The 24,031-nt window shown below is 63.2% G+C and carries 30 protein-coding genes; 15 read left to right on the plus strand and 15 right to left on the minus strand.

Annotation, left to right across the window (positions count from 1 at the left end; translation table 11 throughout):
- Positions 1-1,179, minus strand: coding sequence for a glutamine-hydrolyzing carbamoyl-phosphate synthase small subunit (carA, locus tag ABD704_RS02390; RefSeq protein WP_344698097.1), 1,179 nt, complete (start codon positions 1,177-1,179; stop codon positions 1-3).
- A gap of 141 nt (positions 1,180-1,320) precedes the next feature.
- Between carA and ABD704_RS02395 the strand changes: the two genes are divergently transcribed.
- Positions 1,321-1,773: a GatB/YqeY domain-containing protein gene (locus ABD704_RS02395; protein WP_344700462.1), complete on the plus strand. Its 453-nt coding sequence runs from the start codon at positions 1,321-1,323 to the stop codon at positions 1,771-1,773.
- Between the two features lie 11 nt (positions 1,774-1,784).
- Here ABD704_RS02395 and ABD704_RS02400 read toward each other — a convergent pair whose 3' ends face one another.
- On the minus strand, positions 1,785-2,276 hold the full coding sequence (locus ABD704_RS02400) for a YybH family protein (protein ID WP_344698098.1): 492 nt from the start codon (positions 2,274-2,276) through the stop codon (positions 1,785-1,787).
- 199 nt (positions 2,277-2,475) lie between these two features.
- Here ABD704_RS02400 and dnaG point away from each other — a divergent pair, with 199 nt between their 5' ends.
- The 5 genes from dnaG (at position 2,476) to ABD704_RS02425 (ending at position 8,631) form a co-directional block, all read left to right on the plus strand.
- Positions 2,476-4,332 carry a DNA primase gene (gene dnaG / locus ABD704_RS02405; protein ID WP_344698099.1) on the plus strand — a complete coding sequence of 619 codons (1,857 nt, stop codon included), beginning with the start codon at positions 2,476-2,478 and terminating at the stop codon, positions 4,330-4,332.
- Positions 4,333-4,344: 12 nt separating this feature from the next.
- A complete protein-coding gene (gene rpoD, locus ABD704_RS02410) occupies positions 4,345-6,396 on the plus strand; it encodes an RNA polymerase sigma factor RpoD (RefSeq protein ID WP_344698100.1) in 2,052 nt (683 codons plus the stop codon).
- A gap of 762 nt (positions 6,397-7,158) precedes the next feature.
- Positions 7,159-7,500 carry an ArsR/SmtB family transcription factor gene (locus tag ABD704_RS02415; protein WP_344698101.1) on the plus strand — a complete coding sequence of 114 codons (342 nt, stop codon included), beginning with the start codon at positions 7,159-7,161 and terminating at the stop codon, positions 7,498-7,500.
- Complete coding sequence (locus ABD704_RS02420) at positions 7,497-7,946, plus strand: ArsI/CadI family heavy metal resistance metalloenzyme (RefSeq protein WP_344698102.1); 450 nt, start codon at positions 7,497-7,499, stop codon at positions 7,944-7,946. Before ABD704_RS02415 ends, ABD704_RS02420 begins: the two co-directional genes overlap by 4 nt.
- Complete coding sequence (locus ABD704_RS02425; RefSeq protein WP_344698103.1) at positions 7,936-8,631, plus strand: aquaporin; 696 nt, start codon at positions 7,936-7,938, stop codon at positions 8,629-8,631. The genes ABD704_RS02420 and ABD704_RS02425 overlap by 11 nt, the downstream gene beginning before the upstream one ends.
- Here the strand turns inward: ABD704_RS02425 and ABD704_RS02430 are convergent.
- Positions 8,600-8,989 (minus strand): hypothetical protein, encoded by a 390-nt coding sequence (locus ABD704_RS02430; protein ID WP_344698104.1) that lies wholly within the window; start codon positions 8,987-8,989, stop codon positions 8,600-8,602. The two genes, ABD704_RS02425 and ABD704_RS02430, sit on opposite strands and share 32 nt — an antisense overlap.
- Positions 8,990-9,557: 568 nt before the next feature.
- On the opposite strand from ABD704_RS02430, the gene ABD704_RS02435 reads away from it, so the two are divergent.
- Complete coding sequence (locus tag ABD704_RS02435) at positions 9,558-9,986, plus strand: hypothetical protein (RefSeq protein WP_344698105.1); 429 nt, start codon at positions 9,558-9,560, stop codon at positions 9,984-9,986.
- 54 nt (positions 9,987-10,040) lie between these two features.
- Here ABD704_RS02435 and ABD704_RS02440 read toward each other — a convergent pair whose 3' ends face one another.
- The 4 genes from ABD704_RS02440 to ABD704_RS02455 form a co-directional block, all read right to left on the minus strand.
- Positions 10,041-10,265 carry a hypothetical protein gene (locus tag ABD704_RS02440; protein ID WP_344698106.1) on the minus strand — a complete coding sequence of 75 codons (225 nt, stop codon included), beginning with the start codon at positions 10,263-10,265 and terminating at the stop codon, positions 10,041-10,043.
- Positions 10,262-10,471: a hypothetical protein gene (locus ABD704_RS02445; protein ID WP_344698107.1), complete on the minus strand. Its 210-nt coding sequence runs from the start codon at positions 10,469-10,471 to the stop codon at positions 10,262-10,264. The genes ABD704_RS02440 and ABD704_RS02445 overlap by 4 nt, the downstream gene beginning before the upstream one ends.
- A 291-nt stretch (positions 10,472-10,762) precedes the next feature.
- Positions 10,763-10,978, minus strand: a complete 216-nt coding sequence (locus ABD704_RS02450; protein WP_344698108.1) for a hypothetical protein — start codon at positions 10,976-10,978, stop codon at positions 10,763-10,765.
- Between the two features lie 2 nt (positions 10,979-10,980).
- Positions 10,981-11,235 (minus strand): cold-shock protein, encoded by a 255-nt coding sequence (locus ABD704_RS02455; RefSeq protein ID WP_344698109.1) that lies wholly within the window; start codon positions 11,233-11,235, stop codon positions 10,981-10,983.
- Between the two features lie 293 nt (positions 11,236-11,528).
- Between ABD704_RS02455 and ABD704_RS02460 the strand changes: the two genes are divergently transcribed.
- Both ABD704_RS02460 and ABD704_RS02465 read left to right on the plus strand, forming a co-directional pair.
- The gene (locus ABD704_RS02460; protein WP_344698110.1) at positions 11,529-11,693 is read left to right on the plus strand and encodes a hypothetical protein; all 165 of its coding nucleotides are present in this window, start codon (positions 11,529-11,531) and stop codon (positions 11,691-11,693) included.
- Positions 11,694-11,741: 48 nt separating this feature from the next.
- Positions 11,742-12,083, plus strand: a complete 342-nt coding sequence (locus tag ABD704_RS02465; RefSeq protein WP_344698111.1) for a COG3650 family protein — start codon at positions 11,742-11,744, stop codon at positions 12,081-12,083.
- 5 nt (positions 12,084-12,088) lie between these two features.
- Here the strand turns inward: ABD704_RS02465 and ABD704_RS02470 are convergent, their stop codons facing one another.
- Positions 12,089-13,402 carry a DNA recombination protein RmuC gene (locus ABD704_RS02470; RefSeq protein ID WP_344698112.1) on the minus strand — a complete coding sequence of 438 codons (1,314 nt, stop codon included), beginning with the start codon at positions 13,400-13,402 and terminating at the stop codon, positions 12,089-12,091.
- A 94-nt stretch (positions 13,403-13,496) separates the two neighbouring features.
- On the opposite strand from ABD704_RS02470, the gene ABD704_RS02475 reads away from it, so the two are divergent.
- On the plus strand, positions 13,497-13,889 hold the full coding sequence (locus tag ABD704_RS02475) for a four-helix bundle copper-binding protein (RefSeq protein ID WP_344698113.1): 393 nt from the start codon (positions 13,497-13,499) through the stop codon (positions 13,887-13,889).
- Here the strand turns inward: ABD704_RS02475 and def are convergent.
- Both def and recR read right to left on the minus strand, forming a co-directional pair.
- Positions 13,886-14,425, minus strand: a complete 540-nt coding sequence (gene def, locus ABD704_RS02480) for a peptide deformylase (RefSeq protein ID WP_344698115.1) — start codon at positions 14,423-14,425, stop codon at positions 13,886-13,888. The two genes, ABD704_RS02475 and def, sit on opposite strands and share 4 nt — an antisense overlap.
- A 31-nt stretch (positions 14,426-14,456) precedes the next feature.
- Entirely contained in the window at positions 14,457-15,053 is a 597-nt protein-coding gene (gene recR, locus ABD704_RS02485; RefSeq protein ID WP_344698116.1) for a recombination mediator RecR, read from the minus strand.
- A gap of 49 nt (positions 15,054-15,102) precedes the next feature.
- Between recR and fmt the strand changes: the two genes are divergently transcribed.
- Together fmt and truA are read left to right on the plus strand one after the other, a co-directional pair.
- On the plus strand, positions 15,103-16,002 hold the full coding sequence (gene fmt, locus ABD704_RS02490) for a methionyl-tRNA formyltransferase (RefSeq protein WP_344698117.1): 900 nt from the start codon (positions 15,103-15,105) through the stop codon (positions 16,000-16,002).
- Positions 15,999-16,742, plus strand: a complete 744-nt coding sequence (gene truA, locus ABD704_RS02495; RefSeq protein ID WP_344698118.1) for a tRNA pseudouridine(38-40) synthase TruA — start codon at positions 15,999-16,001, stop codon at positions 16,740-16,742. The genes fmt and truA overlap by 4 nt, the downstream gene beginning before the upstream one ends.
- Here truA and trxB read toward each other — a convergent pair whose 3' ends face one another.
- The 5 genes from trxB to tpiA all read right to left on the minus strand — a co-directional run bounded on the left by trxB (position 16,743) and on the right by tpiA (position 20,860).
- The gene (gene trxB / locus ABD704_RS02500; RefSeq protein WP_344698119.1) at positions 16,743-17,708 is read right to left on the minus strand and encodes a thioredoxin-disulfide reductase; all 966 of its coding nucleotides are present in this window, start codon (positions 17,706-17,708) and stop codon (positions 16,743-16,745) included.
- Between the two features lie 52 nt (positions 17,709-17,760).
- Positions 17,761-17,910, minus strand: coding sequence for a lmo0937 family membrane protein (locus ABD704_RS02505; protein ID WP_344698120.1), 150 nt, complete (start codon positions 17,908-17,910; stop codon positions 17,761-17,763).
- Between the two features lie 66 nt (positions 17,911-17,976).
- Positions 17,977-19,611, minus strand: coding sequence for a CTP synthase (pyrG, locus tag ABD704_RS02510; protein WP_344698121.1), 1,635 nt, complete (start codon positions 19,609-19,611; stop codon positions 17,977-17,979).
- A 75-nt stretch (positions 19,612-19,686) separates the two neighbouring features.
- Positions 19,687-20,049: a preprotein translocase subunit SecG gene (secG, locus tag ABD704_RS02515; RefSeq protein WP_344698122.1), complete on the minus strand. Its 363-nt coding sequence runs from the start codon at positions 20,047-20,049 to the stop codon at positions 19,687-19,689.
- 52 nt (positions 20,050-20,101) lie between these two features.
- Positions 20,102-20,860: a triose-phosphate isomerase gene (gene tpiA / locus ABD704_RS02520; protein ID WP_344698123.1), complete on the minus strand. Its 759-nt coding sequence runs from the start codon at positions 20,858-20,860 to the stop codon at positions 20,102-20,104.
- A gap of 105 nt (positions 20,861-20,965) precedes the next feature.
- Between tpiA and ABD704_RS02525 the strand changes: the two genes are divergently transcribed.
- The 3 genes from ABD704_RS02525 to ABD704_RS02535 all read left to right on the plus strand — a co-directional run bounded on the left by ABD704_RS02525 (position 20,966) and on the right by ABD704_RS02535 (position 24,000).
- Complete coding sequence (locus ABD704_RS02525; protein WP_344698124.1) at positions 20,966-22,906, plus strand: peptidylprolyl isomerase; 1,941 nt, start codon at positions 20,966-20,968, stop codon at positions 22,904-22,906.
- 73 nt (positions 22,907-22,979) lie between these two features.
- Complete coding sequence (gene lexA, locus ABD704_RS02530) at positions 22,980-23,630, plus strand: transcriptional repressor LexA (protein ID WP_344698125.1); 651 nt, start codon at positions 22,980-22,982, stop codon at positions 23,628-23,630.
- 1 nt (position 23,631) lies between these two features.
- A complete protein-coding gene (locus tag ABD704_RS02535) occupies positions 23,632-24,000 on the plus strand; it encodes a VOC family protein (protein WP_344698126.1) in 369 nt (122 codons plus the stop codon).
- Positions 24,001-24,031: the final 31 nt, after the last annotated feature.

Below are 24,031 nucleotides of genomic sequence, written 5' to 3' on the forward strand. Positions count from 1 at the left end.
TCATGTCTCCTTCGTCATTTGGTTCACGAACTTCTCGAACAGATAGAAACTGTCCTGAGGACCCGGGGAGGCCTCCGGATGATACTGAACGCTGAACGCGGGACGGTCAGTCAGTTCAATCCCGCAATTGCTGCCGTCGAACAGAGACACATGAGTCTCGCGCACGTTTTCCGGCATGCCCTCGCGCTCGACCGCGAAGCCGTGATTCATGCTGGTGATTTCGACCTGGCCGTCCGACAGCCGCTTCACCGGGTGATTGGCGCCGCGGTGGCCCTGGAACATCTTGCTCGTCTTCCCGCCCACCGCGAGCGCGAGCATCTGGTGGCCCAGGCAAATGCCGAACAGCGGCTTCTTCGTCTCCAGCATTTGCCGGATCACCGGCACCGCATATTCCCCCGTCGCCGCCGGATCGCCCGGCCCGTTCGACAGGAAGAAGCCGTCCGGCTCATGCGCCATGATCTCGCCGAAACTCGCCGTCGCCGGTACCACCGTCACCCGCGCGCCGGCCTCAACAAGGTTGCGGAAGATATTGCGTTTATTGCCATAATCGACGGCGACCACATGCGGCCGGGTCTCGTCTTCGCCGCCGAGCTCATAGCCCTTCCCCCAGGCCCATTTGCCGCCGGTCCAGCGCTCGACCTGCAACCGGCTGACCTCCTTGGCGAGATCCATGCCTTCGAGCCCGGGCCAATCCGCCGCCATCTTCTGAAGCGCCTCGAGGTCGAACTTGCCATCCGCCCGGTGCGCGATGGCGATGTTCGGCGGCCCCTCGCCGCGCACCAGCTTGGTCAGGGCGCGCGTATCCACGCCCGCAATTCCGATCCGCCCCCACTTCGCCATCCAGTCGGCGAAGCCGTAATTGGCGCGATAGTTGGACGGCTCCGTCACCACTTCGCGCACCAGGCAACCGAGCGCGTGCGCCTCGCCGGCCTCGACGTCCTCGTCGTTGGCGCCGACATTGCCAATGTGCGGGAAGGTGAAGGCGATGACCTGCTTCGCGTAGGAAGGATCGGTCATCACTTCCTGATATCCGGTCATGGCGGTGTTAAAGCAAAGCTCCCCAACCGCTTCGCCTTCGGCGCCGAAGCCCTGCCCCCATACGGTGCGTCCATCAGCGAACACGACGACTCCCGTCGCGCCCTCAGGTTGGGGCGCGGATGCGGGTCGTGCGTCGGCCATGGGCAGGGTGAGCCTTCCGTCAGGGGTTTTTGGCGATGTCGCTAAGGCGTTGCCGCTATGCGCATTAACCGTCCGGGTCAACGTCTGGTCACGCTGATAATCCGCCGCTAGGGCTGGTCGTTTCCCATTAGAGACAAGATGATGATCCGCGACGACATCAAGGCCGCCACCATCGCCGCCATGAAGAGCGGCAACAAGGACGAGGTCGGGACGCTCCGCCTGGTCCAGGCCGCAATCAAGAACCGTGATATCGAAGTCCGCACCGGCGGCGCGCCAGCGAACGACGACGCGCTGGTCACCGAAGTGCTCCAAAAAATGATCAAGCAGCGCCGCGAATCGGCCGAGGTCTACCGCAAGGGCAGCCGCGAAGACCGCGCCGCCGTCGAGGAGGCCGAAATCGCCGTCATCGAACGCTTCCTGCCGCAGCAGCTGAGCGACGCTGAGGCAGAGGCCCGGATCCGTGAGATCATCGCCGAGACCGGTGCCTCGTCGATGAAGGACATGGGCCGCGTCATGGCGCTCGTAAAGGAGCGCCTGGGGACGTCGATCGAGCCCGCCCGGGCGAGCGCCTTGGTCAAGTCAGCGCTCGCCTAGCGGCGACAGCCTCAGGCCGGCTTGGGCACCGGCGAACAATGCTCATTGACGATGGGCCAGTTCCCGCCCGCATCCTTCTGAAAGACATCGGTGCAGCGGATGCGGGCATTGTTGGCAGGCAGCGTGCTGCTGCTCATGTCCCACGTCCCGCTCATCACGAAGACGTCCGGCGACAGGACCTGGATTTTGCGCTCGACTTGCGCCGCACCGTCGAGCTTGGCCGCAGCATAACCGTCCTGGCGCTTGTCGAATTCCGCACGATCCTTGGCGAGTCCCGGGGCGGCGAAGTCGTAGGCTTCCACGGTAGGAGCATAGAGCGCCTTGATCTTCTTAGCGTCCATCGACTTCCAAACTTCGACCGTCGCGTCGGCGACCTTGGCCGCGTCAGCTTCGCTAAGCGCCGGCTGCGTCGCGGCTGCGGACTTGAGCGATTTCGCCTTATCGCAGCCGGTCGTGGCCGTTGCGAGAAGGACGATTGCGAGTGTGAGGGCTGCTGATTTCATGGTGTTGCTCCCGAGAGGTTCAGACGAACGCAAACAGGCGCAATGCGGCGACGCCATAGCCCAATCGTTCCATATCCGAAAGGAGATTGCGGGCCAAAGCGCCGCTCAAAAGGCAGACCCGATTCGCGAGCTGTGGATAAGTCTGACTCGCGCGCTTGCGGGCGCGTGAGTCGCGGTGCAACACACTGAGTTTCCTAGAATGACCTTGAGCCCCACCTTCCTCGACGAGCTTCGCGCTCGAACGGTGCTATCCGCCGTCATTGCGCCGTCGGTGAAGCTGACCCGCGCGGGCCGTGAGTGGAAGGCCTGCTGCCCCTTCCATAACGAGAAGACGCCGAGTTTCACCGTCAACGACGACAAGGGCTTCTACCATTGCTTCGGTTGCGGCGCGCATGGCGACGCGATCCGCTTCCTCACCGACAATCGCGGCATGCCCTTCATGGACGCGGTGAAGGAGCTGGCGTCGAAAGCCGGGCTCGACGTCCCCGCCCCCGACCCGCAGGCCCGCGAACGCAGCGAGCGCACCGCGACCTTGACCGACGTCATGGGCGAAGTCGCCAAATGGTTTGCCGATCAGCTACAGGGTCTCGGCGGCGCCGACGCCCGCAACTATCTCAAGCGCCGCGGCATCGAGCAGGCGACAGTCGCCCGCTTTGGCATCGGCCTCGCCCCCGACAGCCGCAACGCCCTCAAGCGCGCCCTCACCCACCTCGGCGAGGACAAGCTCATCGAGACCGGCATGCTCATCAAACCGGAGGAGAGCGGCAAGGAGAGCTACGACCGCTTCCGCGGCCGGCTGATGATCCCGATCCGCGATGCGCGTGGCCGGGTCATTGCGTTCGGCGGCCGCATTCTCGGCGACGGCGAGCCCAAATATCTCAATTCGCCCGACACGCCGCTCTTCGACAAGGGCCGCACGCTCTACAACATCGACCGAGCCAGCCCCGCCAGCCGCTCGGCCCGCCGCCTGATCGTCGTCGAAGGCTATATGGACGTCATCGCCCTCGACCGCGCCGGGATCGCCGAGGCCGTCGCGCCCAACGGCACCGCCGTCACCGAAGCGCAGCTCGAGCGCATGTGGCGCCTCGATCCGTCGCCCATCATGTGCTTCGACGGCGACAGCGCCGGCAAGAAGGCCGCGATCCGCGCCGCCCTTCGCGCCCTTCCCCACATCACGCCCGAGCGCACCCTGCGCTTCGTCGAGCTTCCCGCCGGCCAGGACCCCGACGACGTGGTGAAGTCCGGCGGCCGCGAGGTGATCGAGGCCCTCCTCGCCAGCCCCGAACCCCTCGACGCCCGCCTCTGGCGCCACGAGCTGGAGGCGGAGCCGCTTGCCACGCCCGAAGCCTGGGCCGGCCTCAAGCAACGCCTAATCGTCCATGCCGCCGCCATCGGTCACGCCGACCTCGGCCGCATGTACCGCGAAAGCTGGCTGAACCGCTTCTACGAGCACCGCCGCCCCAGCGACACCGGCGGCCGGCCCTTCGCGCCGCAGGGCCAGCAGCAGCAGCAGCGCCGCGGCACCGTCAAGAACGGCCGCTTCACGCCGCCTGCCCCGCCCGTCGGCGGCGAGGCGCGCGCCATCGCTTCCAGCGGGATCGACGGCGCCACCGCCCGCGCGCTCATGCTCGGCTTCGCCAATTTCCCCGAGGAACTGCCCGTCCATTGCGAGCAGCTCGCCGTCCTTCCGATCGCCGACCGCGGCACTGCCAGAATGCGCGACGAGCTGGTCAACGCCACCTTCTCCGGCGCTGCGCTTGATCAGGAGGCGGTTCACACCATATTGGGCAGCAATGGAGCAACGGGCGGTAAAGGCCCACGCACCATGGGCTTTTCCTTCACCCGTCGCGACAGCGATCCGGAGCGCGCTCGAAGCGATCTGGCGGCAGCGGTCGAGATCATCGCCGCGGCGGAGGAAGTTGGGCAGGCCTTGGGGCATGCAACGGAGCGTCTGAAGCGGGACATGACCGACGAAGCGCTCGAAGAACAACGCCGCCTGATCGCGGCACAACAAGGATTAAGGGAAAGGCTGGCGCAGCTGGCTGGCACCGATTAAGCGGCGGAACTCATGGCGAAAAACGAAGCACAGGAAGTCGACACGGCCGAAGCGGGCGACGCGCCCCTCATCGACCTCAACGACGCATCCATCAAGAAGATGATCGCCCGCGCCAAAAAGCGCGGCGTCGTCACCTATGAAGAGCTCAACGAAGCCCTTCCGCAGGACCAGATGTCGTCCGAGCAGATCGAGGACGTCATGTCCGCGCTCAACGACATGGGCATCAACGTCGTCGAAAGCGCCGAGGACGGCGACGACGAGGAGCAGGACAAGGAAGACAACGAGCCTGCCGAGGACGAGGTCGATCCGCTCGACGACGGCGGGCCGCGCCCTGCCGCCGCGGTCAAGAAAGAACCGACCGACCGCACCGACGACCCCGTGCGCATGTACCTGCGCGAAATGGGCGCGGTGGAGCTCCTCAGCCGCGAGGGCGAGATCGCCATCGCCAAGCGCATCGAGGCCGGCCGCGACACCATGATCTGGGGCCTGTGCGAAAGCCCGATCACCTTCAACGCCATCATCGGCTGGTCGAACGCCCTCAACGAAGGCCGCATGCAGCTGCGCGAGATCATCGATCTCGAAGCCATGCTGTCCAAGGGCCCGACCGCCGAGCAGCTCAACGAGAGCGAGGAAGGCGGCGAAGGCGCCGAGGGCGAGATCAGCGAGAAGACCGCCGGCCCTTCCATCAAGGAAGAAGAGGACGTCAAGGACGAGCCCGAGGCCGACGCCAACGAAGATGACGAGGACATGGTCGACCGCCGCGCCCGTCCGCAGGCGGAGGAAGAGGACGAGGACAACACCCTCTCCCTCGCCCAGATGGAAGAGACGCTGAAGCCTCAGGCGCTCGAGAAGTTCGCGGAGATCACCGCGATCTACAAGAAGTTTTCGAAGATCCAGAGCAGCCGCATGGACGCGCTCGCCACCGGCCACGACTTCCCGGCGTCCGAAGAGAAGAAGTATCAGAAGCTGCGCGAGGACCTCACCGCCCAGGTCGAAAGCGTGCAGTTCCACGGCAGCAAGATCGAATATCTGGTCGAGCAGCTCTACAGCTACAATCGCCGCCTGACCGCGCTCGGCGGCCAGATGCTGCGGCTCGCCGAACGTCACCGCGTGCCGCGCAAGGCCTTCCTCGAAAGCTACATGGGCCATGAGCTGGACGAGAACTGGCTCGACAGCGCCGCCAAGCAGGACAAGAAGTGGGCTGCCTTCGCCGCCGCCGAAGCGGAAACGGTCGAGCGCATCCGCGCCGACATCGCCACCATCGCGCAATCGACCGGCACTTCGCTCGGTGAGTTCAGGCGCATAGTTAACATGGTGCAGAAGGCGGAACGCGAAGCCCGCATCGCCAAGAAAGAAATGGTCGAAGCGAACCTCCGCCTCGTCATCTCCATCGCCAAGAAATACACCAACCGCGGCCTGCAGTTCCTGGACCTTATCCAGGAAGGCAATATCGGCCTGATGAAGGCGGTCGATAAATTCGAATACCGCCGCGGCTACAAATTCTCGACCTACGCCACCTGGTGGATCCGGCAGGCGATCACCCGCTCGATCGCCGACCAGGCGCGCACCATCCGCATTCCGGTGCACATGATCGAAACGATCAACAAGCTGGTGCGCACGGGGCGTCAGTTCCTGCACGAAACCGGCCGCGAGGCGACGCCGGAGGAGCTTGCCGAGCGCCTCTCCATGCCGCTCGAAAAGGTCCGCAAGGTCCTCAAGATCGCCAAGGAGCCGATCAGCCTCGAAACCCCGATCGGCGACGAGGAAGACAGCCACCTCGGCGACTTCATCGAGGACAAGAACGCCGTCATCCCGGTCGACGCCGCGATCCAGTCGAACCTAAAGGAAACCGTCACGCGAGTCCTCGCGAGCCTAACCCCCCGCGAAGAGCGCGTGCTCCGCATGCGCTTCGGCATCGGCATGAACACCGATCACACGCTGGAGGAAGTCGGGCAGCAGTTCAGCGTGACCCGCGAGCGTATTCGTCAGATCGAGGCGAAGGCGCTGCGGAAGCTGAAGCATCCGTCAAGGTCGCGGAAGATGAGGTCGTTTCTCGACCAGTGAGCACGGATCAAGTGCTTCCGGTCACAGGCCTCTGGAGCTGAATTGATTCGTTCCACGAGCATCCTCGGTATTTGGAGTTGCAAGGCTGTGCTATGGGCGCGCAGCGCGCACAATCGTGCGCCGCCAACCTGTCCCTAGCGCAGTCTTGTTGTGAGGCACTCGGCGAGCTAGATCAATCGCGGATAACACAGCTCGCTTTGACAGCATTCAGCACTCCTTGGTGGTGAACGCAGTCGCTCTATATGCACGCGCAACGTCGACACACTCAGATGGCGGCGAGCGGGGCTCCATATCCATTGAGAACCGCCTGTCCCGAACCGACCTGACCGATCATCGAATTCTCATCGTTCTGAGAAATAGGGCTATTGCACACGTCCACCCCAGAGGAGCCAGTTGGCGACAGCGTGTGGCATCGAGAAAGAATGATTTTGAGGGCCGATGGACTGCCAGGATGCGCAACGCGCAGAGTGCAGGTGGAGGCGGCCACAATCGCAAGACTTCGACGGCTACTTCCGATTGCAAGCGGCCTAGTCCGCGCGACCTAAGCCGGGCCCAGGTGGGTCGGCTCTTGGCATTGCCAGCTAACATCGTTTCGACTTCTATCGAAACGATGTTGACTTTCCGTTCCAATGTTCTCATTTCGACGATGATCGAAAGGAAGAATCATGGTTTGGCTGTCAAAATTCCTACGCACTCTCCTCGCTACTCGCCCGCCGGTGCCGTGCTGCGCCGGCGCGATGCATTGGGCGAGCTTCCGCTAGGATGCGGACCGACAGTGCAGTCGAAGCTCTCAGCGCTTTAGCTCAAGAACATCGCCTCGCCCTGTTCCGACTGCTCGTGCAGGCCGGTGACAAAGGTTTGGCTGCCGGCGCGATCGCCGAAGAACTCGGCGTCCCGAACAGTTCGCTCTCCTTCCATCTCGCTCAGCTGAAGAATGCCGGCCTGATCCTGCAGGAACGGCAGCACCGCTCCCTGATCTACCGCGCCAACTATCCGGTGATGAACGCGCTCGTCGGCTATCTCATGGAAAATTGCTGCGCCGGCGCCGACTGCGAGACCGAAACAGCGTGCGAAGCCCCAACCCAACAGAGGAAATTTGCATGAAGCGCCTGCACGTCCACGTCGGGGTCGACGATCTCGCCAGTTCGATCCGTTTTTATTCGACCCTATTCGCAGCGGAGCCGACGGTCGTGAAGGAAGACTACGCCAAGTGGATGCTGGACGATCCGCGAGTGAACTTCGCAATCTCCGAAGGCAATTATGCCAAGACGGGTATCGAGCACCTCGGCATCCAGGTCGAAAACGCCGAGGAGCTATCCGCGGTCTACGGACGCCTGAAAGCGGCTGACCAGCCGGTTCTCGAAGAAGGCCAGACCACCTGTTGCTATGCCAAGTCGGAGAAGAGCTGGATTTCCGATCCGGACGGCGTGGTGTGGGAAGCCTTCTTAACCAACGGCGAAGCCACGACCTACGGCGACAGCCCTGCCGTTGGATCGATCTCGGACAGCCTCCCCGCCCAGAAATGTTGCCTGCCCAAGCATGCGGCCTGAAACGCTACCCCTCGCCCGCCGTGTGGCGGCGGAGGGACTTGGCGCCTTCTTCCTTTTCGCCTGCGTGATCGGCTCTGGGATCATGGCGCAGAATTTGGCGGGCGGGAACGACGCCATCGCCCTGCTCGGCAACACTCTCGCGACCGGCGGCATGCTGTTCGTGTTGATCACCATACTCGGCCCAATCTCTGGCGCACACATGAACCCGGCAGTTAGCCTAGTCGCGGCGTCACGCGGAGAACTCGGCCGCGGCGACGCACTCGCCTACATCGTCGCCCAGTTCGCCTTCGGCATTCTCGGGGCTTGGGCCGCGCACCTGATGTTCGACCTTCCGGCGCTGCAGCTGTCGGTGAAAGCCCGCACCGGGCTCGGCCAGTGGACCGGCGAGTTCGTCGCCACCTTAGGCCTTATCCTGACGATCCTCGGCACCGTCCGCTTCCGCGAGGGCTGGGTGCCTGCGACCGTCTCGCTCTACATCATCGCCGCTTATTGGTTCACCTCGTCCACCAGCTTCGCCAATCCGGCGATCACCGTTGCACGCAGCCTTACCAACAGTTTCGCCGGAATAGCGCCGCACGACGTGCCGATGTTCATCATAGCGCAGCTGCTAGGCGCTGGTTGCGCGGCATTGCTGGCGCGATGGCTGTTCGACGCTACAATCGGGCCTTCTCCGCCAGAATCGTGACGTTGTAATGAAAGCCATAGATGCCCCACGACCCTGAGGACTGCAGCTCGAGGGTCACCTGAACTCGGCCATCCTCGTCGTCCCAGTCGGCATCGGAGCTCGACACCTGAGCACTGCCTTGAGCGCTGTTGCCGAAAACGCCCGTCGGCCCGGCAGCGCAACAGGCGCGGATGAACTCCCGGCGACCGAGGGACGGGCCGACGTGGAAGGTGAATGTCTCCTTGGTCTGTACGGTTCCGCCACCCCATCCGTAGGGCCAGAAGCCCGAACACACGAACATCCTGTTCGCGCCGTCCGGCCCCGTGACCCAGATCTCGATGACCTGCGCATTCGCGAGCTGGTTGGTGACGTCCTGCATAAGCACCTCCGTCGATCCGAGCGCTTGCGTTCTTACAGCAATGGCTTGGCAACAGCCATGACAGGGGGGGTGCCGAACGTCGACGACCCTGAGGCGTTACGGGAGTAAATCCCGTGACGTCAGTCCTGTTCGCTAAAGCGGCAGGCTGGCCGGCATTCGCTGTCTCTTCGCGCTGCCTCCCGATTGCAGCGCAATCGCTCGCCTGCGCTCGGCAGCTTTTGCTTTCCTACAGCGCCTTGTCTGTGCCCTAAGTGGCCGATGCGCCTGCGTCCCTCCTCGCCCGCTGCAGCGCGTCCCAAAGGTCACGAAGTGGAGGAAGTGGAGGAAGTGGAAGAACCCCCGATTCAGGGGGGCGCGTTCCACTTCGGGCGCCGGCCGAGGGCTCGTTGGGCTTGAGCACGTCCATCGACCCTCGCCCGCCGCGCGGGGCACACGGCGGCTCGCGTTGACTCTACTGCTGTTGAGGCGCAGTCCCCCGGTCGGCGCGAGGGGGCCCCTCTTCTGGGGGATCGCGCCACACTTCGTTCCCGGGTCAGCGTCCAACGCTAAAACCATTCGGGGGGACTGAATGAAACAGATGATCAAGCTCGCCGCCGCCGCTGCGCTTGGCGCCATGGCGTCAGGCACAATCGTTTATGCACAGGCCGGGGCCGGCGACCCGCCCAAGGTCCGGGTCGCGCTCTATCGCGCGGCGCCTGGCCAGCAGGTTGCGCTGCTCAAATATTTTGCGGCGCAGGAACGGGCTGCACACGCGGCCGGCGTTCCGACCGGGCAGTTCTACGCCCATACCGACGGCGACAGCTGGGACTTCCTGGCCATCGATCCGGTAACGACCCCGGCACAGGATGCCGCTTCGGATGCCGCAGCGAAGAAGATGGGCCTGCCGACCGGCCCCGCCGCTTCGCTCGAATTCCGCAAGTATATCGCGATGCACACCGACACGTTCGCGGTCGGGCCGACCACGCCGGCCCAATATCTGGCGAGCGCCGGGCAATAATCTGAACTGAACTGATGGATGGGTGGCGGGCGCTGCGTCGTGCGGCCCCGCCTCCTACCACAAGGGCGTTGTCGGCCGGTGCCTGTGGCGCGTGGCGTCGTCGTCCAAGATATATTCGTGGAGCTTGCGCCGGATCCGCTCCGCGCCTTCGCTGCTAGCGCAAACCACGCGGACCCCGCCGCCGGGCAGGCTTTCGATGGTCGAGATCGACACCGCTTCCGAAAGGCAGCGGATAACCACAACGCCTTCGTCCAGGCTGAGATAGATGGCTCGGCTCATCGGCGCAGGCTCGTCGGGTCGAGCTGGAGCGCCTGCTCGTCGAAACGGTCGGCCAGGGTCGTCAGCGACGTCGCGCCGCTGCTCGTCCTGGCACAAGCCGCCAGCCGCCGGCACGACGCCGCCTGCTCTCGCAGGTCGTTGGCGCTCGGCCGGTCGCCGGGCCTGGCGTCGGGAACGAGGTCGGCGTTGGATCGATCGATGGCCACGCGGTGCTCCGTTCATGCAAGCGGGAGCACAAGCCAGTCTCTCAGCCGCGCATATGCCTACTCGAGTAAGAAGCGCGATGCGGCCTGTTAGCAGGTCGCGGCCCCACAGGGAACGCGCGAATTGGGCTCAGCCCAAGATCTCGAGCACCGCGGCGCGGGCGATCGGGTCGAAAAATTTCATTTGTGGCTTGTCGGAAGTCTGTTCCCGGCGCGCACGCCAGGGCTGGGGCCGACGGCCCAGCTCGTTCATAATGCTTTTCATATTCTCATTCCGGCCCTGTCGGACCGTTTTCATGTTGTCACTTGTTGCGATTTCCGCAGCGCTTCTTCGGCGCGCAGCTTTTCACTCCGCGCGGCCTTGGCGGCGAGCGCGTTCCAGGCCTCTTCGGAACGGCGGCAACGCTCGCGCACATGGTCGAGTGTTGCCGCTTCCGCTTCCGCCCGTGCCTGGTCGGCACGGGCGGTGAAGAATTCAAGGTTGGTGTTCCGGATCACTGCCCCGGCCACGTTTAGCCGGCCTGGCCTTCGTCCGAAGCCTGCGGCGCGGTTGCATTGTCCTCGACGGGCTGCAGATTGACTGCGCTCATCTTGCCGCGATTGTCCTGCTGCAGATCGTAGCTGACGCGCTGATCCTGGCGCAGGGTGCGCATGCCGGCGCGCTCAACGGCCGTGATATGCACGAACGCGTCGCTTCCGCCGTCCTCGGGCTGGATGAAGCCATAGCCTTTTTGTTCATTGAAGAACTTCACCGTTCCGGTGGTCATGTAGATTTTTCCTTCTAGTGCGGGCCCGAAGTGCCGGGCCGCTTCGTGCTAGGAGCAACAAGAGAAGGAAGAAGGAGCCGCTAAGCGTCCGAAGACCGTCAATTTGCGACTGGTAGCCTGCCCCATATGCGCCCTTTTGCCGCAAATTGTAAGGGCGACGCAGTAATCGACCGGAAATTGGGGTTCAGCAGGTCGCGCCGGATCGTACTTCTGATATTTAATGTTCGTGACATTCCCCGTTCGGGCGAGAGCAGCTACGTCTGATTGCTCCCCGAAGCCGATGGGAGGAACGCATGAAAAAGTTGGTTCTCGCCGCAACCGCGCTTAGCTTGCTTGCCGGCACTACCCCCACCCTCGCCGCGCAATGCAAGGACGCCAAGGGCCGGTTCACCAAATGCCCGGCCAAGCCAAAAGTCTGCCGCGACGCCAAGGGCCACTACGCCAAATGCAAGAAGTAGGCAGCCGAGCTTCCTGAACCGCGCCAACGACGATAGGTTGGCGCGGAGATGAAAAGAATTTCCGCTTGCTTCGCGCTTGCCGCGATCGGTGGCTGTGCGCCACTCCCGCCGCCTCCCCCGCCGCCCTATCATGCCGTCGGGACGGAGCCGTTTTGGGACCTGCTCATCGACGAGCACAATCTGACGTTCCGCCAGCCGGACGGTCAACCGATCACCCAGCCGACCCCAAGGGTGATCCACGGCTTCGCCGGAGAGATCTACCAAACGCCCCGCATCAACGTGAACATCGTCCACGGCCAATGCGGCGACGGCATGAGCGACCGTACCTATCCGGATAAGGTGCAAGTCACCGTCGACGGCCGCCAGTTCAACGGCTGCGGCGGTCTCTAGCGGCGTTACTCCGCCGCGATCTGCCGCGATTCGTCATTGGACGGATTCCCGGCGAGCTTGGTGAGCGGCCGAGGCGCGACTTCCACCATCGGCGGCGTGTCGAGGGTCTTGGGACTGCCCGCGCCAAGCGCTTCGAAGCGCTTGGCCTGGGTGAGCACTTGGCTTTCGAAGCTGCCGACCATCTGATTGTAGGCGCCGTTGGCGGTCGCGAGGTTCTTGCCGACGCGTGACATGTGCTCGGTCATCGTTGCAAGGCGCGAATGCAATTCCTTGCCCAGGCTAGCGATTTCGCTCGCGGCTTCGGCCAGCTTCTCCTGCTTCCAGACGCTCGCGACAGTCCGGGCAATCGCCACGAGATTGGTGGGCGTCGCCAGTAGCACGCGATCTTTAAAGGCTTTTTCCCAAAGCTCCGGGTCCTGCTCGAGCGCGGCGGTCAGGAAATGTTCGCCGGGAATATACATGATGACATAGTCAGCGGCGTCGCCGAACTGTGACCAGTATGCCTTCGATCCGAGTTGTTGCGCGTGGCGCTGGATCGAGGCGACATGCGCCTTGAAACAGGCATTGCGCCGGTCGTCGTCAACTTCTTCGCATGCCTCAAGAAACGCGTTGAGCGAACATTTGGCGTCAATGATCAGCTTTCGGTCCGACGGCAGGTTGACGATTGCGTCGGGACGCAGCCGGCCGTCGTCAGTGTCGACCGAGACTTCCATGTTGAAGTCGATACCCTCCACCAGCCCAGCCTGGACAAGAACGTTCCGCAGGCTCTGCTCTCCCCAACGGCCGCGAGTCTTTGGCGCCGAACGGAGCGCGTTGACGAGGTTTCTCGTCTCATCGCGGACCTGGCCTTGCCCCGTCCTGACGAGATCTACGACCTCGCGGAGACCCGCATAATGGTCGACCCGCTCCTTCTCGATGAGCTGCAGCTTTTCCTGATAGCTCTTCAACAACAGCTCGACCGGCGTAACAGTCTGCGTGAACTTTTCGCCGGCCTGCTCAAGAAATGTCTTCCGGGCATCGCCTAAGAGCTTGCTGGCGATCTCATGGAATTGCGCTGATAGACTTTCCTTGGCGTCCTTCAGGCCCTCAATCTGCTGCGCGAACGCCTTTTCCCGCTCCTGCTGCGCCGCCTGATGTACCGCAAGCTCATGCGCCGCGTTTCGATTCGCGTTGCGTTCCTTGACCATCTCATTGAGTTGCAACCGGAGGCTTTCGACGGTTTGCTTGGAGGCCGCGCCATCGCGGCTGCCGAGCAGCCACCCGACGAGGGCCCCTACCGCAAGTGCAACAATTGCAAGCACAATGACGGTCGCATCCATTGACCGTAACTCCCCCGGAACATTACGCGAACTCTAGGACTGTTGGAGCTAGCGCTCAAGCGATACGTTAGGGAAACAGACCGAGGGAGAAACCATGTCCATTCGCAAGATGATTGCCCTGCACCCCGACGCGCAGGGCCACGTGAACCAGCCGCTCGGCGATGCCGCGCATCACCTGATGTACTGCGCGCGCATGTGCCTGAGCTGCGCCGACGCCTGCGCGGCCGAGAAGATGGACATGCGCGAGTGCATCCGGATGTGCCTCGATTGCTCCGACATCTGCGAGGCGGCCGGAAAGCTGGCCGTGCGCCGCACCGGTTCGAACGACCAGGTTCTTCGCGAGACGCTCGAGCTATGCGCCCGCGTCTGCGACGAATGCGCGGCGGAATGCGAAAAGCACGACCATGAGCATTGCAAGCTCTGTGCGCAGATGTGCCGGGAATGCGCCCGCGATTGTCGCGTGGCAGCGGAGTCGATCGGCGCTTAAGCAGCTTTTTTCTGCTGCTCTTTCCGCTGCTTAGTAAGTTTTCTTAAGATCATGTCCCGCTTCAGTCGCGACAAATGGTCGATGAACAGCACGCCGTTCAGATGGTCCATCTCGTGCTGGAGGCAGGTTGCGAGCAGTCCTTCGATTTCCTCCTCGCGGACCTTGCCGTCGAGGTCGAGCCAGCGCGCGCGAATGCGGTCGGGACGATCGACCTCCGCATATTGGTCCGGCACCGACAGGCATCCCTCCGTGTAGGGAACCTCCTGTTCGGAATGCTCGAGGATTTCAGGGTTGATGAAGACGCGCGGATCCTTGATCGGCTCGCCGCCGTCTTCCTCCGGCTCCTGCAGGTCGATCACTAGGATCCGCTGCGGCACGCCGACCTGGATGGCGGCCAGGCCGATGCCCGGCGCGTCGTACATCGTTTCGAACATATCGGAAACGAGCGCGCGCACCCCGTCGTCGACTTTGTCGACGGGCTTCGAAATCTCGCGCAGGCGCGGATCGGGGACTTCGACGATCGGACGAATGGCCATGAGCGGAATTTAGTCTTTCAGGTCAGCAGGTTCAAGCAATGGGGCGGCGCGCACGGAGCGCCTGCGCCAACGTGCCTTCGTCCAGATAGTCGAGCTCGCCGCCGACGGGAAGTCCGTGCGCCAACTGGCTGAGACGGATGGGAAATCCTTCGAGCCGTTCGGCGACGTAATGGGCGGTCGTCTGCCCTTCGAGCGTGGCATTCATGGCCAGGACGACCTCATCGATGCCACCCGCCGAAACGCGCCGGACGAGCTGGTCGATGGTCAGATCCTCCGGGCGAACGCCATCGAGAGCGGACAATCGGCCGCCGAGCACGTGGTATCGTCCCGGGAAAAGACGCGAACGATCAAGCGCCCAGAGATCGGAAACCTCTTCGACCACGCAAAGCGATTTTTCATCGCGGCGAGGATCGGTACAGATCGAGCAAGGATCCGATGTGTCGACGTTGCCGCAGATTGAACAGGTCGATAGCTTCTCCGCCACGGTCTGAAGCGCGCTCAGTAGTGGACGGAGCGCATTTTCGCGCTTCTTCATCAGGTACAGTACGGCGCGCCGGGCCGACCGCGGCCCCAGCCCCGGTAAGCGCGCGAGCGCCTGCGACAATGCTTCGATTTCCTGACTTGCCACGCTGAGAGCCGAGGTAGGCAATCTCGGCAGCTTTCGCCATAGGGCCGCCATGCGCATCGTCTTCATGGGATCACCCGAGTTCGCCGTGCCGAGCCTCAACGCGCTCGTCGAGGCAGGTCACAAGGTTGTGGCGGTGTATTCCCAGCCGCCGCGCCCTGCGGGCCGTGGCAAGGGAGATCGCAAGACGCCGGTGCATGAGCGGGCGGAGCAGTTGGGCATCGAAGTGCGAACGCCGCGCTCTCTTCGCAATGAGGAAGAGCAGGAGAAATTTCGGACGCTTGGCGCCGACCTGGCAATCGTTGCCGCCTACGGCTTGATCTTGCCAAAGCCCATCCTGGATGCGCCCGGGCGGGGTTGTGTGAATGTGCACGCTTCGCTCCTGCCCCGCTGGCGCGGCGCGGCGCCGATCCAGCGCGCAATTCTGGCTGGCGACGAGACGAGCGGCGTGACGATCATGCAGATGGATGAAGGCCTTGATACGGGGCCGATGCTGATGAGACGCGAGCTCGACCTTCGCGGCAAGAATGCCGGGCAAGTTATTGAAGAGATAGCAGTACTCGGAGCAGAGGCGCTCGATGCATGGCTGGCAAATCCGACTCCACCGCAGCCCCAACCTGAGGATGGGATCACCTACGCCGCGAAGATCGATAAGGCGGAGGCGCGGATCGACTGGACGCGCTCTGCCGACGAAATCTTACGGCAGGTTCGCGCCTTCTCTCCGGCGCCGGGCGCATGGTTCGAAGCGAATGGCGAGCGGATCAAGCTGCTTGCCGCTGAGGCCGTCATCGGGTCCGGTCAGCCGGGCGAAGTGATCGACGATCATTTGACGATCGCGACAGCGGCAGGTGCGGTGCGGCCCTCCAAAGTCCAGCGTGCAGGCAAAGGGGCGATGAGCCCAGGCGAATTGCTGCGCGGTTTTGCGATCCCACAAGGCACGATCCTGACGTGACCCGCTGGCGGCTGATCATCGAATATGACGGTGGGCCGTTCATGGGCTGGCAGCGGCAGGACCATGGCCCGTCGGTGCAGCAGACTCTCGAAGAAGCACTTCAGCAGATGACGGGCGAGCAGGCGCCCGTTCACGCGGCCGGACGCACCGATGCGGGAGTGCATGCCCTCGCAATGTCGGCGCACGTCGATGTGAGCCGGGAAATGACGCCCCGTCGACTACGCGAGGGCCTCAATGCACTTGTGCGACCTCAGCCCATCTCGGTCCTCGAGATCGAGCCGGTGGCAGACGATTGGCACGCGCGATTTTCCTGCACCGGCCGGCGCTATCTCTATCGAATCCTCAACCGCCGGGCGCCGGCGGCCCTGGACCGTGGGCGGGTATGGCACATCCCGGTAGACCTCGACGTCAAAGCCATGCGCGAGGGCGCCGCGATGCTGGTGGGACGGCACGACTTCACGACGTTCCGTTCGGCCCAGTGTCAGTCGGATAGCCCGGTGAAGACGCTCGATGTTCTGGAAGTGGAACGGTCCGGTGAGGAAATTCACTTGCGCTCCGAAGCGCGAAGCTTCCTGCACCATCAGGTGCGCTCGATGGTCGGATGCCTCGCCATGGTCGGGCGCGGCCAGTGGGCGCCTCAGGATATCGGAAAAGCACTTCTGGCGCGCGACCGAGCGGCACTCGGGTTCAACGCACCGCCGGATGGCCTCTACTTTGCCGGGGCGAGCTACCCGGAGTGATTACTCGGCTGCTAGTGCCTGATATTCCTGCGCCGCGAGATATTTCTCGGCGTCCAAAGCAGCCATGCAGCCGGTGCCGGCGGCGGTCACGGCCTGACGGTAAATCTTGTCCATGACGTCACCGCAGGCGAACACGCCTTCGACGCTGGTGCGCGTCGTCCCGGCTTCGACCTTTATGTAACCGTCCTCGTCGAGATCGAGCTGGCCAGCGAACAACTCGGTGGCGGGCTTGTGGCCGATGGCGACGAAGGCGCCTTCGACGGGAACGCGGGTGACCTCGCCGTTGCGCTTATTGCGGATGTCGAGGCCGATGAGCGCTTCCGGATCGCCGCCGCCTACGAACTCGACGACTTCCGAATCCCAAATGACCTTGATGTTCGGGTTGGCGAACAGGCGGTCTTGCAGGATCTTCTCGGCCCGCAGCGTGTCGCGACGGTGGATCAGGGTGACGTCATGGCTGTGATTGGTCAGGTACAGCGCCTCCTCAACCGCCGTATTGCCGCCGCCGATCACGGCAACGCGCTTTCCCCGGTAGAAGAAGCCGTCGCAAGTGGCGCAGGCAGAGGCGCCCCTACCTTTCATATGCTCTTCGGAAGGCAGCCCAAGCCAGCTTGCCTGCGCGCCGGTCGCGATCACTAACGTGTCGGCGGAATATTGGGTGCCGCCATCGCCGTTCAGGCGAAACGGACGCCGGGACAGATCGACTGATGAAATGTGATCCCAAACAACCTTGGTCCCGACATGCTCGGCCTGCGCCTGCATCTCTTCCATCAGCCAGGGGCCTTGGATGACGTCTCGGAAACCGGGATAGTTTTCGACATCCGTCGTGGTCGTCAGCTGACCGCCCGGCTGGATTCCCTGAATCACTACCGGGCTGAGGCCGGCGCGCGCCGCGTATATGGCTGCGGTGAGGCCAGCGGGGCCCGAGCCAAGCACGGCCACGCGCGTCGAAATGCTGTTCGTCATGCCCGGCATCTAAGGCGCACAAACGCCTCCAGCAAGGCCGGTTAACGGCGGTTTAGACCGCCCTGCGACCCACGACGAAGTTCCAGATCAGCACGATGATGCCGACGACGAGGAGGATGTGGATCAGGCCCGAGGTGACGTGGAAGGCAAGGAATCCGAGCGCCCACAGGATGAGCAAGATGATCGCGATTGTCAGCAGCATGGGACGTTCCTTCCAAGAATTCGCCCCCGTAACGGTCGAACGAGGGAGCCGTTCCCAAAGCTGACGTCAGACAAGCCTGCTCTGATTGAGCGCCGCGTCGATAAAACCCGCGAATAGCGGATGGGGCTCGAACGGACGGCTCTTCAATTCCGGATGGAATTGGACGCCAATGAAGAACGGGTGGTCGGGCCGCTCAACGATCTCCGGCAGGCGATTGTCGGGGCTCATGCCCGTGAAGAGGAGTCCACCCTTCTCAAGCGCCTCGCGATAGTGGACGTTCACTTCGTAACGATGACGATGGCGCTCGCTGATCTCCGTTGCGCCATAGACGGAGGCGACGCGGCTGTTGCCGGCCAGTGTCGCTGGATAGGCGCCTAGGCGCATCGTGCCGCCGAGATCGCCGCCTGCCGCGCGTTCCTGCAAGCCTTCTTCGCTCATCCATTCGGTGATGAGACCGACAACCGGTTCCGGCGTTTCACCGAACTCGGTCGTGGAAGCTTCCTTGATTCCGGCTTGGTTCCGCGCCGCCTCGATGCACGCCATCTGCATGCCGAGACAGATGCCGAAGAAGGGGATTTCCCGCTCGCGCGCGAACTTCACGCTGGCGATCTTCCCTTCGCTGCCGCGCTCGCCGAACCCGCCAGGGACAAGAATGCCGTGAAGCGGCTCGAGCTCGGCCGCCAGGTTAGCGTCGGGATGCTCGAACATTTCTGCGTCGAGCCACTGGATGTTGACCTTCGTACGGTTGGCGATCCCGCCATGCACAAGCGCTTCCCGCAAGCTCTTATAAGCGTCGGGAAGGCCGACGTACTTTCCGACTACGCCGATAGTAACTTCGCTGTCGTAATGGTCGATCCGATCCATCACCTCGATCCAGCGCGTTAAATCCGGCCTAGGCGCGTCCTCGATCCCGAAGGCGTAGAGGACTTCATCATCGAGTCCTGCTTCGTGGTACTGCAGCGGCACATCATAGATGTTGCGCGCATCGAGTGCCGGGATGACCGCGCTCTTTCGGACGTTGCAGAATAAGGCGATCTTTTCGCGCTCCGCTTCCGGCAAAGGCCTGTCGCATCGGCACAGCAGCACTTCCGGCTGAACACCCAGGCTCGCGATCTCGCGCACCGATTGTTGCGTCGGCTTGGTCTTGAGCTCGCCCGCGGCAGCGATCCACGGAACGAGTGTCGTGTGGACGCTGACGGAATTGCTGCGGCCAAGGTCGTTCCTAAGCTGCCGGATCGATTCGATGAATGGCAGGCTTTCGATGTCCCCGACGGTCCCCCCGATCTCGCAAATGACAAAATCGCATTCGCCAGTGTCGCTGAGCGCGAATTCCTTGATGGCGTTGGTGACGTGCGGAATGACCTGGACGGTCGCGCCGAGATAATCGCCGCGTCGTTCGCGCGCGATGATGTCGCGGTAGATGCGGCCCGTCGTGATGTTGTCCGACTGGCGCGAGCTGACGCCTGTGAAACGCTCGTAATGCCCGAGGTCGAGGTCGGTTTCCGCCCCGTCGTCGGTCACGAAGACTTCACCATGCTGGTACGGGGACATCGTCCCCGGATCTACATTGAGATAGGGGTCGAACTTACGAATGCGGACCTTGTAGCCACGCGCCTGGAGAAGCGCCCCGAGGGACGCCGACAGAAGACCTTTTCCAAGCGAGGAGACCACGCCGCCGGTGACAAAAATGAACCGCGCCATGGGATTCGAGGCTTAGGGGGTAGCCGCTAACTCGCGCAAGGGCGGCGCGAAATATTTTCGCGCCCGCTGCAAAAACTATTGGGCGAGCGGGACCGGCGCCTGCTGATTCTGGTCGGGCGCCTGCTTTGGCGCCGCCGGTGCCGTTGCCGGCTGCGACTGCTCGATCGGCGTTCCGGTCTTGCCGGCCAGCGACGTGTCAATCTTGACCGGCTCACGCGTCGCGCCGGCGATGGCGGCCATGACGATCGACAGGACGATGAAGGTGCCGCCGAGCACAGAGGTCGAGCGAGTCAGGAAGTCCGCCGCACCCCGCGCCGTCATGAAACCAGACGAGCTTCCGCCTACACCAAGGCCGCCGCCCTCGGAGCGCTGCATCAGGATCACCGTGATGAGCGAAAGGGCGACAAGCGATTGAACGATCAGGAGGAAGGCGAACATGAGATTCTTTCGTGAATTGGTCGCGGCGACTTAGGCGATCGGGCCCAAGCCTTCAACCGCCGCTGCTCGAGGCCGCAGCGGCAACGATGGGGATGAAGTCGGTGGCCTTTAGACTGGCGCCGCCGACGAGCGCGCCATCGACGTCTGCGATCGCGAATATTTCAACCGCGTTCGAGGCCTTCACCGATCCGCCATAGAGGATGCGCACCTGATCGCCGTCCGCACCGAACCGCTCGCGCAGCCGCTGGCGGATGGCAGAATGCATTTCCGCAATTTCATCGACGGTCGGGATCTTGCCGGTGCCGATCGCCCAAATCGGCTCGTAAGCTATCGCCAGCTCCGTTTCGCTGCTCAGAACGTGGGGCAATGAGCCGTCGAGCTGGCCGACCACGGTCTCGACCGCGGCGCCTCGCTCTCGGACCTCCAAGCTCTCTCCCACGCAGAGGATCACTGCGAGACCGCACGAAAGCGCCGCAGTCGCCTTCGATTTGACCTCTTCGTCGCTCTCACGCTGCGCTTCGCGGCGCTCGGAATGACCGACGATGGTCAGGCTGGCGCCGGCGTCGTGAAGCATCTGCACCGAGATGCAACCGGTGTGGGCACCCTTCTCCGCGTGATGGACGTCCTGCGCGCCGATGGTAAAGTCGGGTAGCGCTCTTGCGGCACGTTCAATCAGGATCGACGGGACGCAGAGCGCGACATCGACGCCGGGATAATCCTTCGACTGCTCTGCAATCGCCTTTGCCTCCGCGAGATCCGCAGAGAGTCCGTGCATCTTCCAATTTCCGGCAACGAGCTTCCTGAGCGCCATTCAGTCCCCCTTATAGGCCGTCCACTAGCGGGCGCGCCTTGATGCCTGCAAGGCTCCCCCCTAAAGCTCGCCGCTCGCTATCGCTTTCACCTCTCGGAAGACTTGATGCTCACCTTTTTTCGCCGCGTATCAAAATCCAAGGTCGGCACCTGGATCATGGCGGCCGTCCTGATTGCCATCCTCGCAGGCTTTGCCGCCAGCGACATCTCCAACTTCGGTTCAGGCAAGATCGGCTTTGGGATGGGCGCGGATACGCTGGCCAGCGTCGGTGACCAGCGTGTCACCGAGCGCGAGATGAGCGAAGCGATGCAAAAGCGTCTGCAAAACGTGCGCGAGCAGAACCCCGCAGCGGATTATTCGACCATCGCGCGCGATTTCGACGAGATCCTCGCCCTGCTGATCGACCAGCGGTCTCTGATCGCGTTTGGTGACAAGTTCGGTTTCCCGCTGTCGAAGAAACTCCTCGACGGGCAGATCGCTCAATTGCCTGGTGTGAAGGGCCTGGACGGCAAGGTCAGCGCCGCGTCCTACCAGACGTTTCTTCAACGCCAACAAATGACCGATGCGCAAGTGCGACAGTTGCTGGCGAGCGGCCTTTTCCAGCAACTCATTCTTTCGCCGGTGGCATCAAATGCCCGGCTTTCGGTCGGGATGGCCACGCCATATGCCTCGATGATGCTGGAATCGCGCGAGGGCGAAGCCGCGGCGGTTCCGATCGAGCCGTTCAAGGCAGGACTGAAAGCGACGGACGCCGACGTGCAGCAATTCTATGCTGCAAACCGCAATCATTACATGATCCCCGAGCAGCGGGCGCTTCGATTTGCGATCATCGGCCCTGAGCAGGTCTCCGGCATCGCCGCAACGGACCAGGAAATCACGGACTATTACAACAAGAACCAAGCCATCTACGGATCACGTGAGACGCGCAACCTGAGTCAGGTGGTCGTGCCGGACCAGGCAACGGCGAACGGCATCGCAACTCGCGCCAAGGGCGGCGCGACGCTGGCGGCCGCGGCGGCGCCTGCAGGCTCCAATGCAGCCGTGACGGCGTTGGCCGATCAGACGCGCCAGGCATATGCGAGCGTCGCAGGCGACAAGGCCGCGACGGCAGTATTCGGCGCGGCATCGGGATCGGTCGTTGGACCGGTCCAGTCGGAATTCGGCTGGGTCGTCGTGAAGGTCGAATCGGTGAAGAGCGCCTCGGGCAAGACGCTCGCCGCAGCACATGACGAAATTGGCGCCAGACTCGTTGCCGACAAACGCAAAGCCGCGATCGAGGATATGGTCGACAAGATCCAGAACGCGATCGACGATGGCAGTAACTTCGTCGAGGCCGCGGGCAAGGCGAAAGCGCCGGTGACCACGACTCCGCTCATCGTGGCAAACGGAAGCTCACTCGCAGACCCGAGGTTCAAAATCGCTCCGGAACTCGCCCCCGCCGTCAAGACCGGGTTCGAGATCGCGCCTAATGACCCGCCGGAGATCGTGAGCCTTGGCGACAAGGGCTATGCTGTCGTCTCGCCGGGACAGGTCGTCGCAGCGGCCCCCGCCCCGCTAGCCAGCATCCGCGACCGCGTGGCTGCCGACTGGCTCGACCAGCAGGCATTCAAGCGCGCCAAGATCGCTGCCGATGGCATTGCGGCCAAGGCGGCGTCAGGCGCTTCGCTAGCCGACGCAATAAAGCAGGCCGGCGTGGCCCTTCCCGCCGCTCGTCCCGTCGCCGCGCGGCGCATCCAGATCGCGACCGCGCAGGGACAGGTGCCGCCGGCGCTCAAGATGCTGTTCACCTTTGGCCAGGGGAAAGCCAAAGCGCTTCCCGACCCGCAGGGCCGCGGCTTCTACATCGTGAAGGTGACGAAGATCGTACCCGGCAACGCGACTTTGCAGCCCGGCTTGATTAGTCAGATGCAGCGTGAGCTTCGCGAGGAGCTCTCGGAAGATTACGCGCGGCAATTCGTCGCGGCGATCAAGGCCGAGCTTAAGGCCAAAAAGAACGACAGTGCGATCCAGACGATGAAGACGCGGCTGCTCACCAGCGGAAACTGATCGGGGCACTTGACCGGCATCCGTTTGTTGCCTACACGTTCCCCGTTCGTTCTATTCGGGGGAGTGACCACCGATGCTAACCGCCAAGCAGCATGAATTGCTGTTGTTCATCGATGGCCGTCTGAAGGAGAGCGGGATCTCTCCGAGCTTTGATGAGATGCGCGAGGCGCTAGACTTGAAGTCGAAGTCCGGCGTGCATCGTTTGATTTCGGCGCTGGAGGAGCGCGGGTTCATTCGGCGGCTGCCCAATCGGGCCAGAGCGCTCGAGGTGATGAAGCTTCCCGAGACACGGCCCTCTGCAACCGTAACCCCGATCCGGCCTGTGGTCAGCGCACCCGCCAACGACGTTCAGGAAATTCCACTCCACGGCCGCATCGCTGCCGGCACGCCGATCGAGGCGCTGCAGGGGACGGAGAACTTCTCCGTGCCGTCGGCGTTACTTGGGCCAGGCGAGCATTATGCGCTTGAAGTGTCGGGCGATTCGATGGTCGACGAAGGCATCCTCGACGGTGACTTCGCGCTCATCCGCAAGGTCGACACGGCGCGAGACGGTGAGATCGTCGTCGCACTGATCGACAATGAGGAAGCAACGCTGAAGACGTTCCGCCGCGAGGGCAGCATGATTCGCCTCGATCCGGCCAACCGACAATACGAGGCGCAGCGCTACGATCCGCGCCGGGTCCAGATTCAGGGACGTCTCGCAGGCCTGATTCGCCGCTACTGACATGGGCGACGCGCGCATCGATTACGTGGAATTGCCGAGCGCCACTGCGCACGAGTTGACGAGGGCATTCTATTCGAAGGCGTTCGGGTGGACGTTTGCCGACTATGGCCCGACCTACTCAGCAACGACCAACGGCACGACCGATGTCGGTTTGCAGGGCGATCCGGAAGAGGCGCTGTCAGCCATCCTACCGGTGATCCAAGTCGATAACCTCGAGGCCGCGTTCGACGCAGTTTCGAAAGCGGGCGGGACGATTGCCAAGCCGATCTTCAGCTTCCCGGGCGGCCGTCGTTTCCACTTCATTGACCCGTCGGGGAGCGAGCTGGCTGTCTGGAGCGAAAGCCCTTCCCTGACACGATCAAGGCCCTGAGGCTCGACAGCCTGAGTGATGGTCAACGGGC

Source organism: Sphingomonas limnosediminicola (genome assembly GCF_039537965.1).
GTDB classification, from domain to species: domain Bacteria; phylum Pseudomonadota; class Alphaproteobacteria; order Sphingomonadales; family Sphingomonadaceae; genus Sphingomicrobium; species Sphingomicrobium limnosediminicola.

Coding starts and splice junctions, on each gene's coding strand:
- carA (WP_344698097.1), bottom strand. CDS start 1,179: ATGGCCGACGCACGACCCGCATCCGCGCCCCAACCTGAGGGCGCGACG.
- ABD704_RS02395 (WP_344700462.1), top strand. CDS start 1,321: ATGATCCGCGACGACATCAAGGCCGCCACCATCGCCGCCATGAAGAGC.
- ABD704_RS02400 (WP_344698098.1), bottom strand. CDS start 2,276: ATGAAATCAGCAGCCCTCACACTCGCAATCGTCCTTCTCGCAACGGCC.
- dnaG (WP_344698099.1), top strand. CDS start 2,476: ATGACCTTGAGCCCCACCTTCCTCGACGAGCTTCGCGCTCGAACGGTG.
- rpoD (WP_344698100.1), top strand. CDS start 4,345: ATGGCGAAAAACGAAGCACAGGAAGTCGACACGGCCGAAGCGGGCGAC.
- ABD704_RS02415 (WP_344698101.1), top strand. CDS start 7,159: ATGCGGACCGACAGTGCAGTCGAAGCTCTCAGCGCTTTAGCTCAAGAA.
- ABD704_RS02420 (WP_344698102.1), top strand. CDS start 7,497: ATGAAGCGCCTGCACGTCCACGTCGGGGTCGACGATCTCGCCAGTTCG.
- ABD704_RS02425 (WP_344698103.1), top strand. CDS start 7,936: ATGCGGCCTGAAACGCTACCCCTCGCCCGCCGTGTGGCGGCGGAGGGA.
- ABD704_RS02430 (WP_344698104.1), bottom strand. CDS start 8,989: ATGCAGGACGTCACCAACCAGCTCGCGAATGCGCAGGTCATCGAGATC.
- ABD704_RS02435 (WP_344698105.1), top strand. CDS start 9,558: ATGAAACAGATGATCAAGCTCGCCGCCGCCGCTGCGCTTGGCGCCATG.
- ABD704_RS02440 (WP_344698106.1), bottom strand. CDS start 10,265: ATGAGCCGAGCCATCTATCTCAGCCTGGACGAAGGCGTTGTGGTTATC.
- ABD704_RS02455 (WP_344698109.1), bottom strand. CDS start 11,235: ATGACCACCGGAACGGTGAAGTTCTTCAATGAACAAAAAGGCTATGGC.
- ABD704_RS02460 (WP_344698110.1), top strand. CDS start 11,529: ATGAAAAAGTTGGTTCTCGCCGCAACCGCGCTTAGCTTGCTTGCCGGC.
- ABD704_RS02465 (WP_344698111.1), top strand. CDS start 11,742: ATGAAAAGAATTTCCGCTTGCTTCGCGCTTGCCGCGATCGGTGGCTGT.
- ABD704_RS02470 (WP_344698112.1), bottom strand. CDS start 13,402: ATGGATGCGACCGTCATTGTGCTTGCAATTGTTGCACTTGCGGTAGGG.
- ABD704_RS02475 (WP_344698113.1), top strand. CDS start 13,497: ATGTCCATTCGCAAGATGATTGCCCTGCACCCCGACGCGCAGGGCCAC.
- def (WP_344698115.1), bottom strand. CDS start 14,425: ATGGCCATTCGTCCGATCGTCGAAGTCCCCGATCCGCGCCTGCGCGAG.
- fmt (WP_344698117.1), top strand. CDS start 15,103: ATGCGCATCGTCTTCATGGGATCACCCGAGTTCGCCGTGCCGAGCCTC.
- trxB (WP_344698119.1), bottom strand. CDS start 17,708: ATGACGAACAGCATTTCGACGCGCGTGGCCGTGCTTGGCTCGGGCCCC.
- ABD704_RS02505 (WP_344698120.1), bottom strand. CDS start 17,910: ATGCTGCTGACAATCGCGATCATCTTGCTCATCCTGTGGGCGCTCGGA.
- pyrG (WP_344698121.1), bottom strand. CDS start 19,611: ATGGCGCGGTTCATTTTTGTCACCGGCGGCGTGGTCTCCTCGCTTGGA.
- secG (WP_344698122.1), bottom strand. CDS start 20,049: ATGTTCGCCTTCCTCCTGATCGTTCAATCGCTTGTCGCCCTTTCGCTC.
- tpiA (WP_344698123.1), bottom strand. CDS start 20,860: ATGGCGCTCAGGAAGCTCGTTGCCGGAAATTGGAAGATGCACGGACTC.
- ABD704_RS02525 (WP_344698124.1), top strand. CDS start 20,966: ATGCTCACCTTTTTTCGCCGCGTATCAAAATCCAAGGTCGGCACCTGG.
- lexA (WP_344698125.1), top strand. CDS start 22,980: ATGCTAACCGCCAAGCAGCATGAATTGCTGTTGTTCATCGATGGCCGT.
- ABD704_RS02535 (WP_344698126.1), top strand. CDS start 23,632: ATGGGCGACGCGCGCATCGATTACGTGGAATTGCCGAGCGCCACTGCG.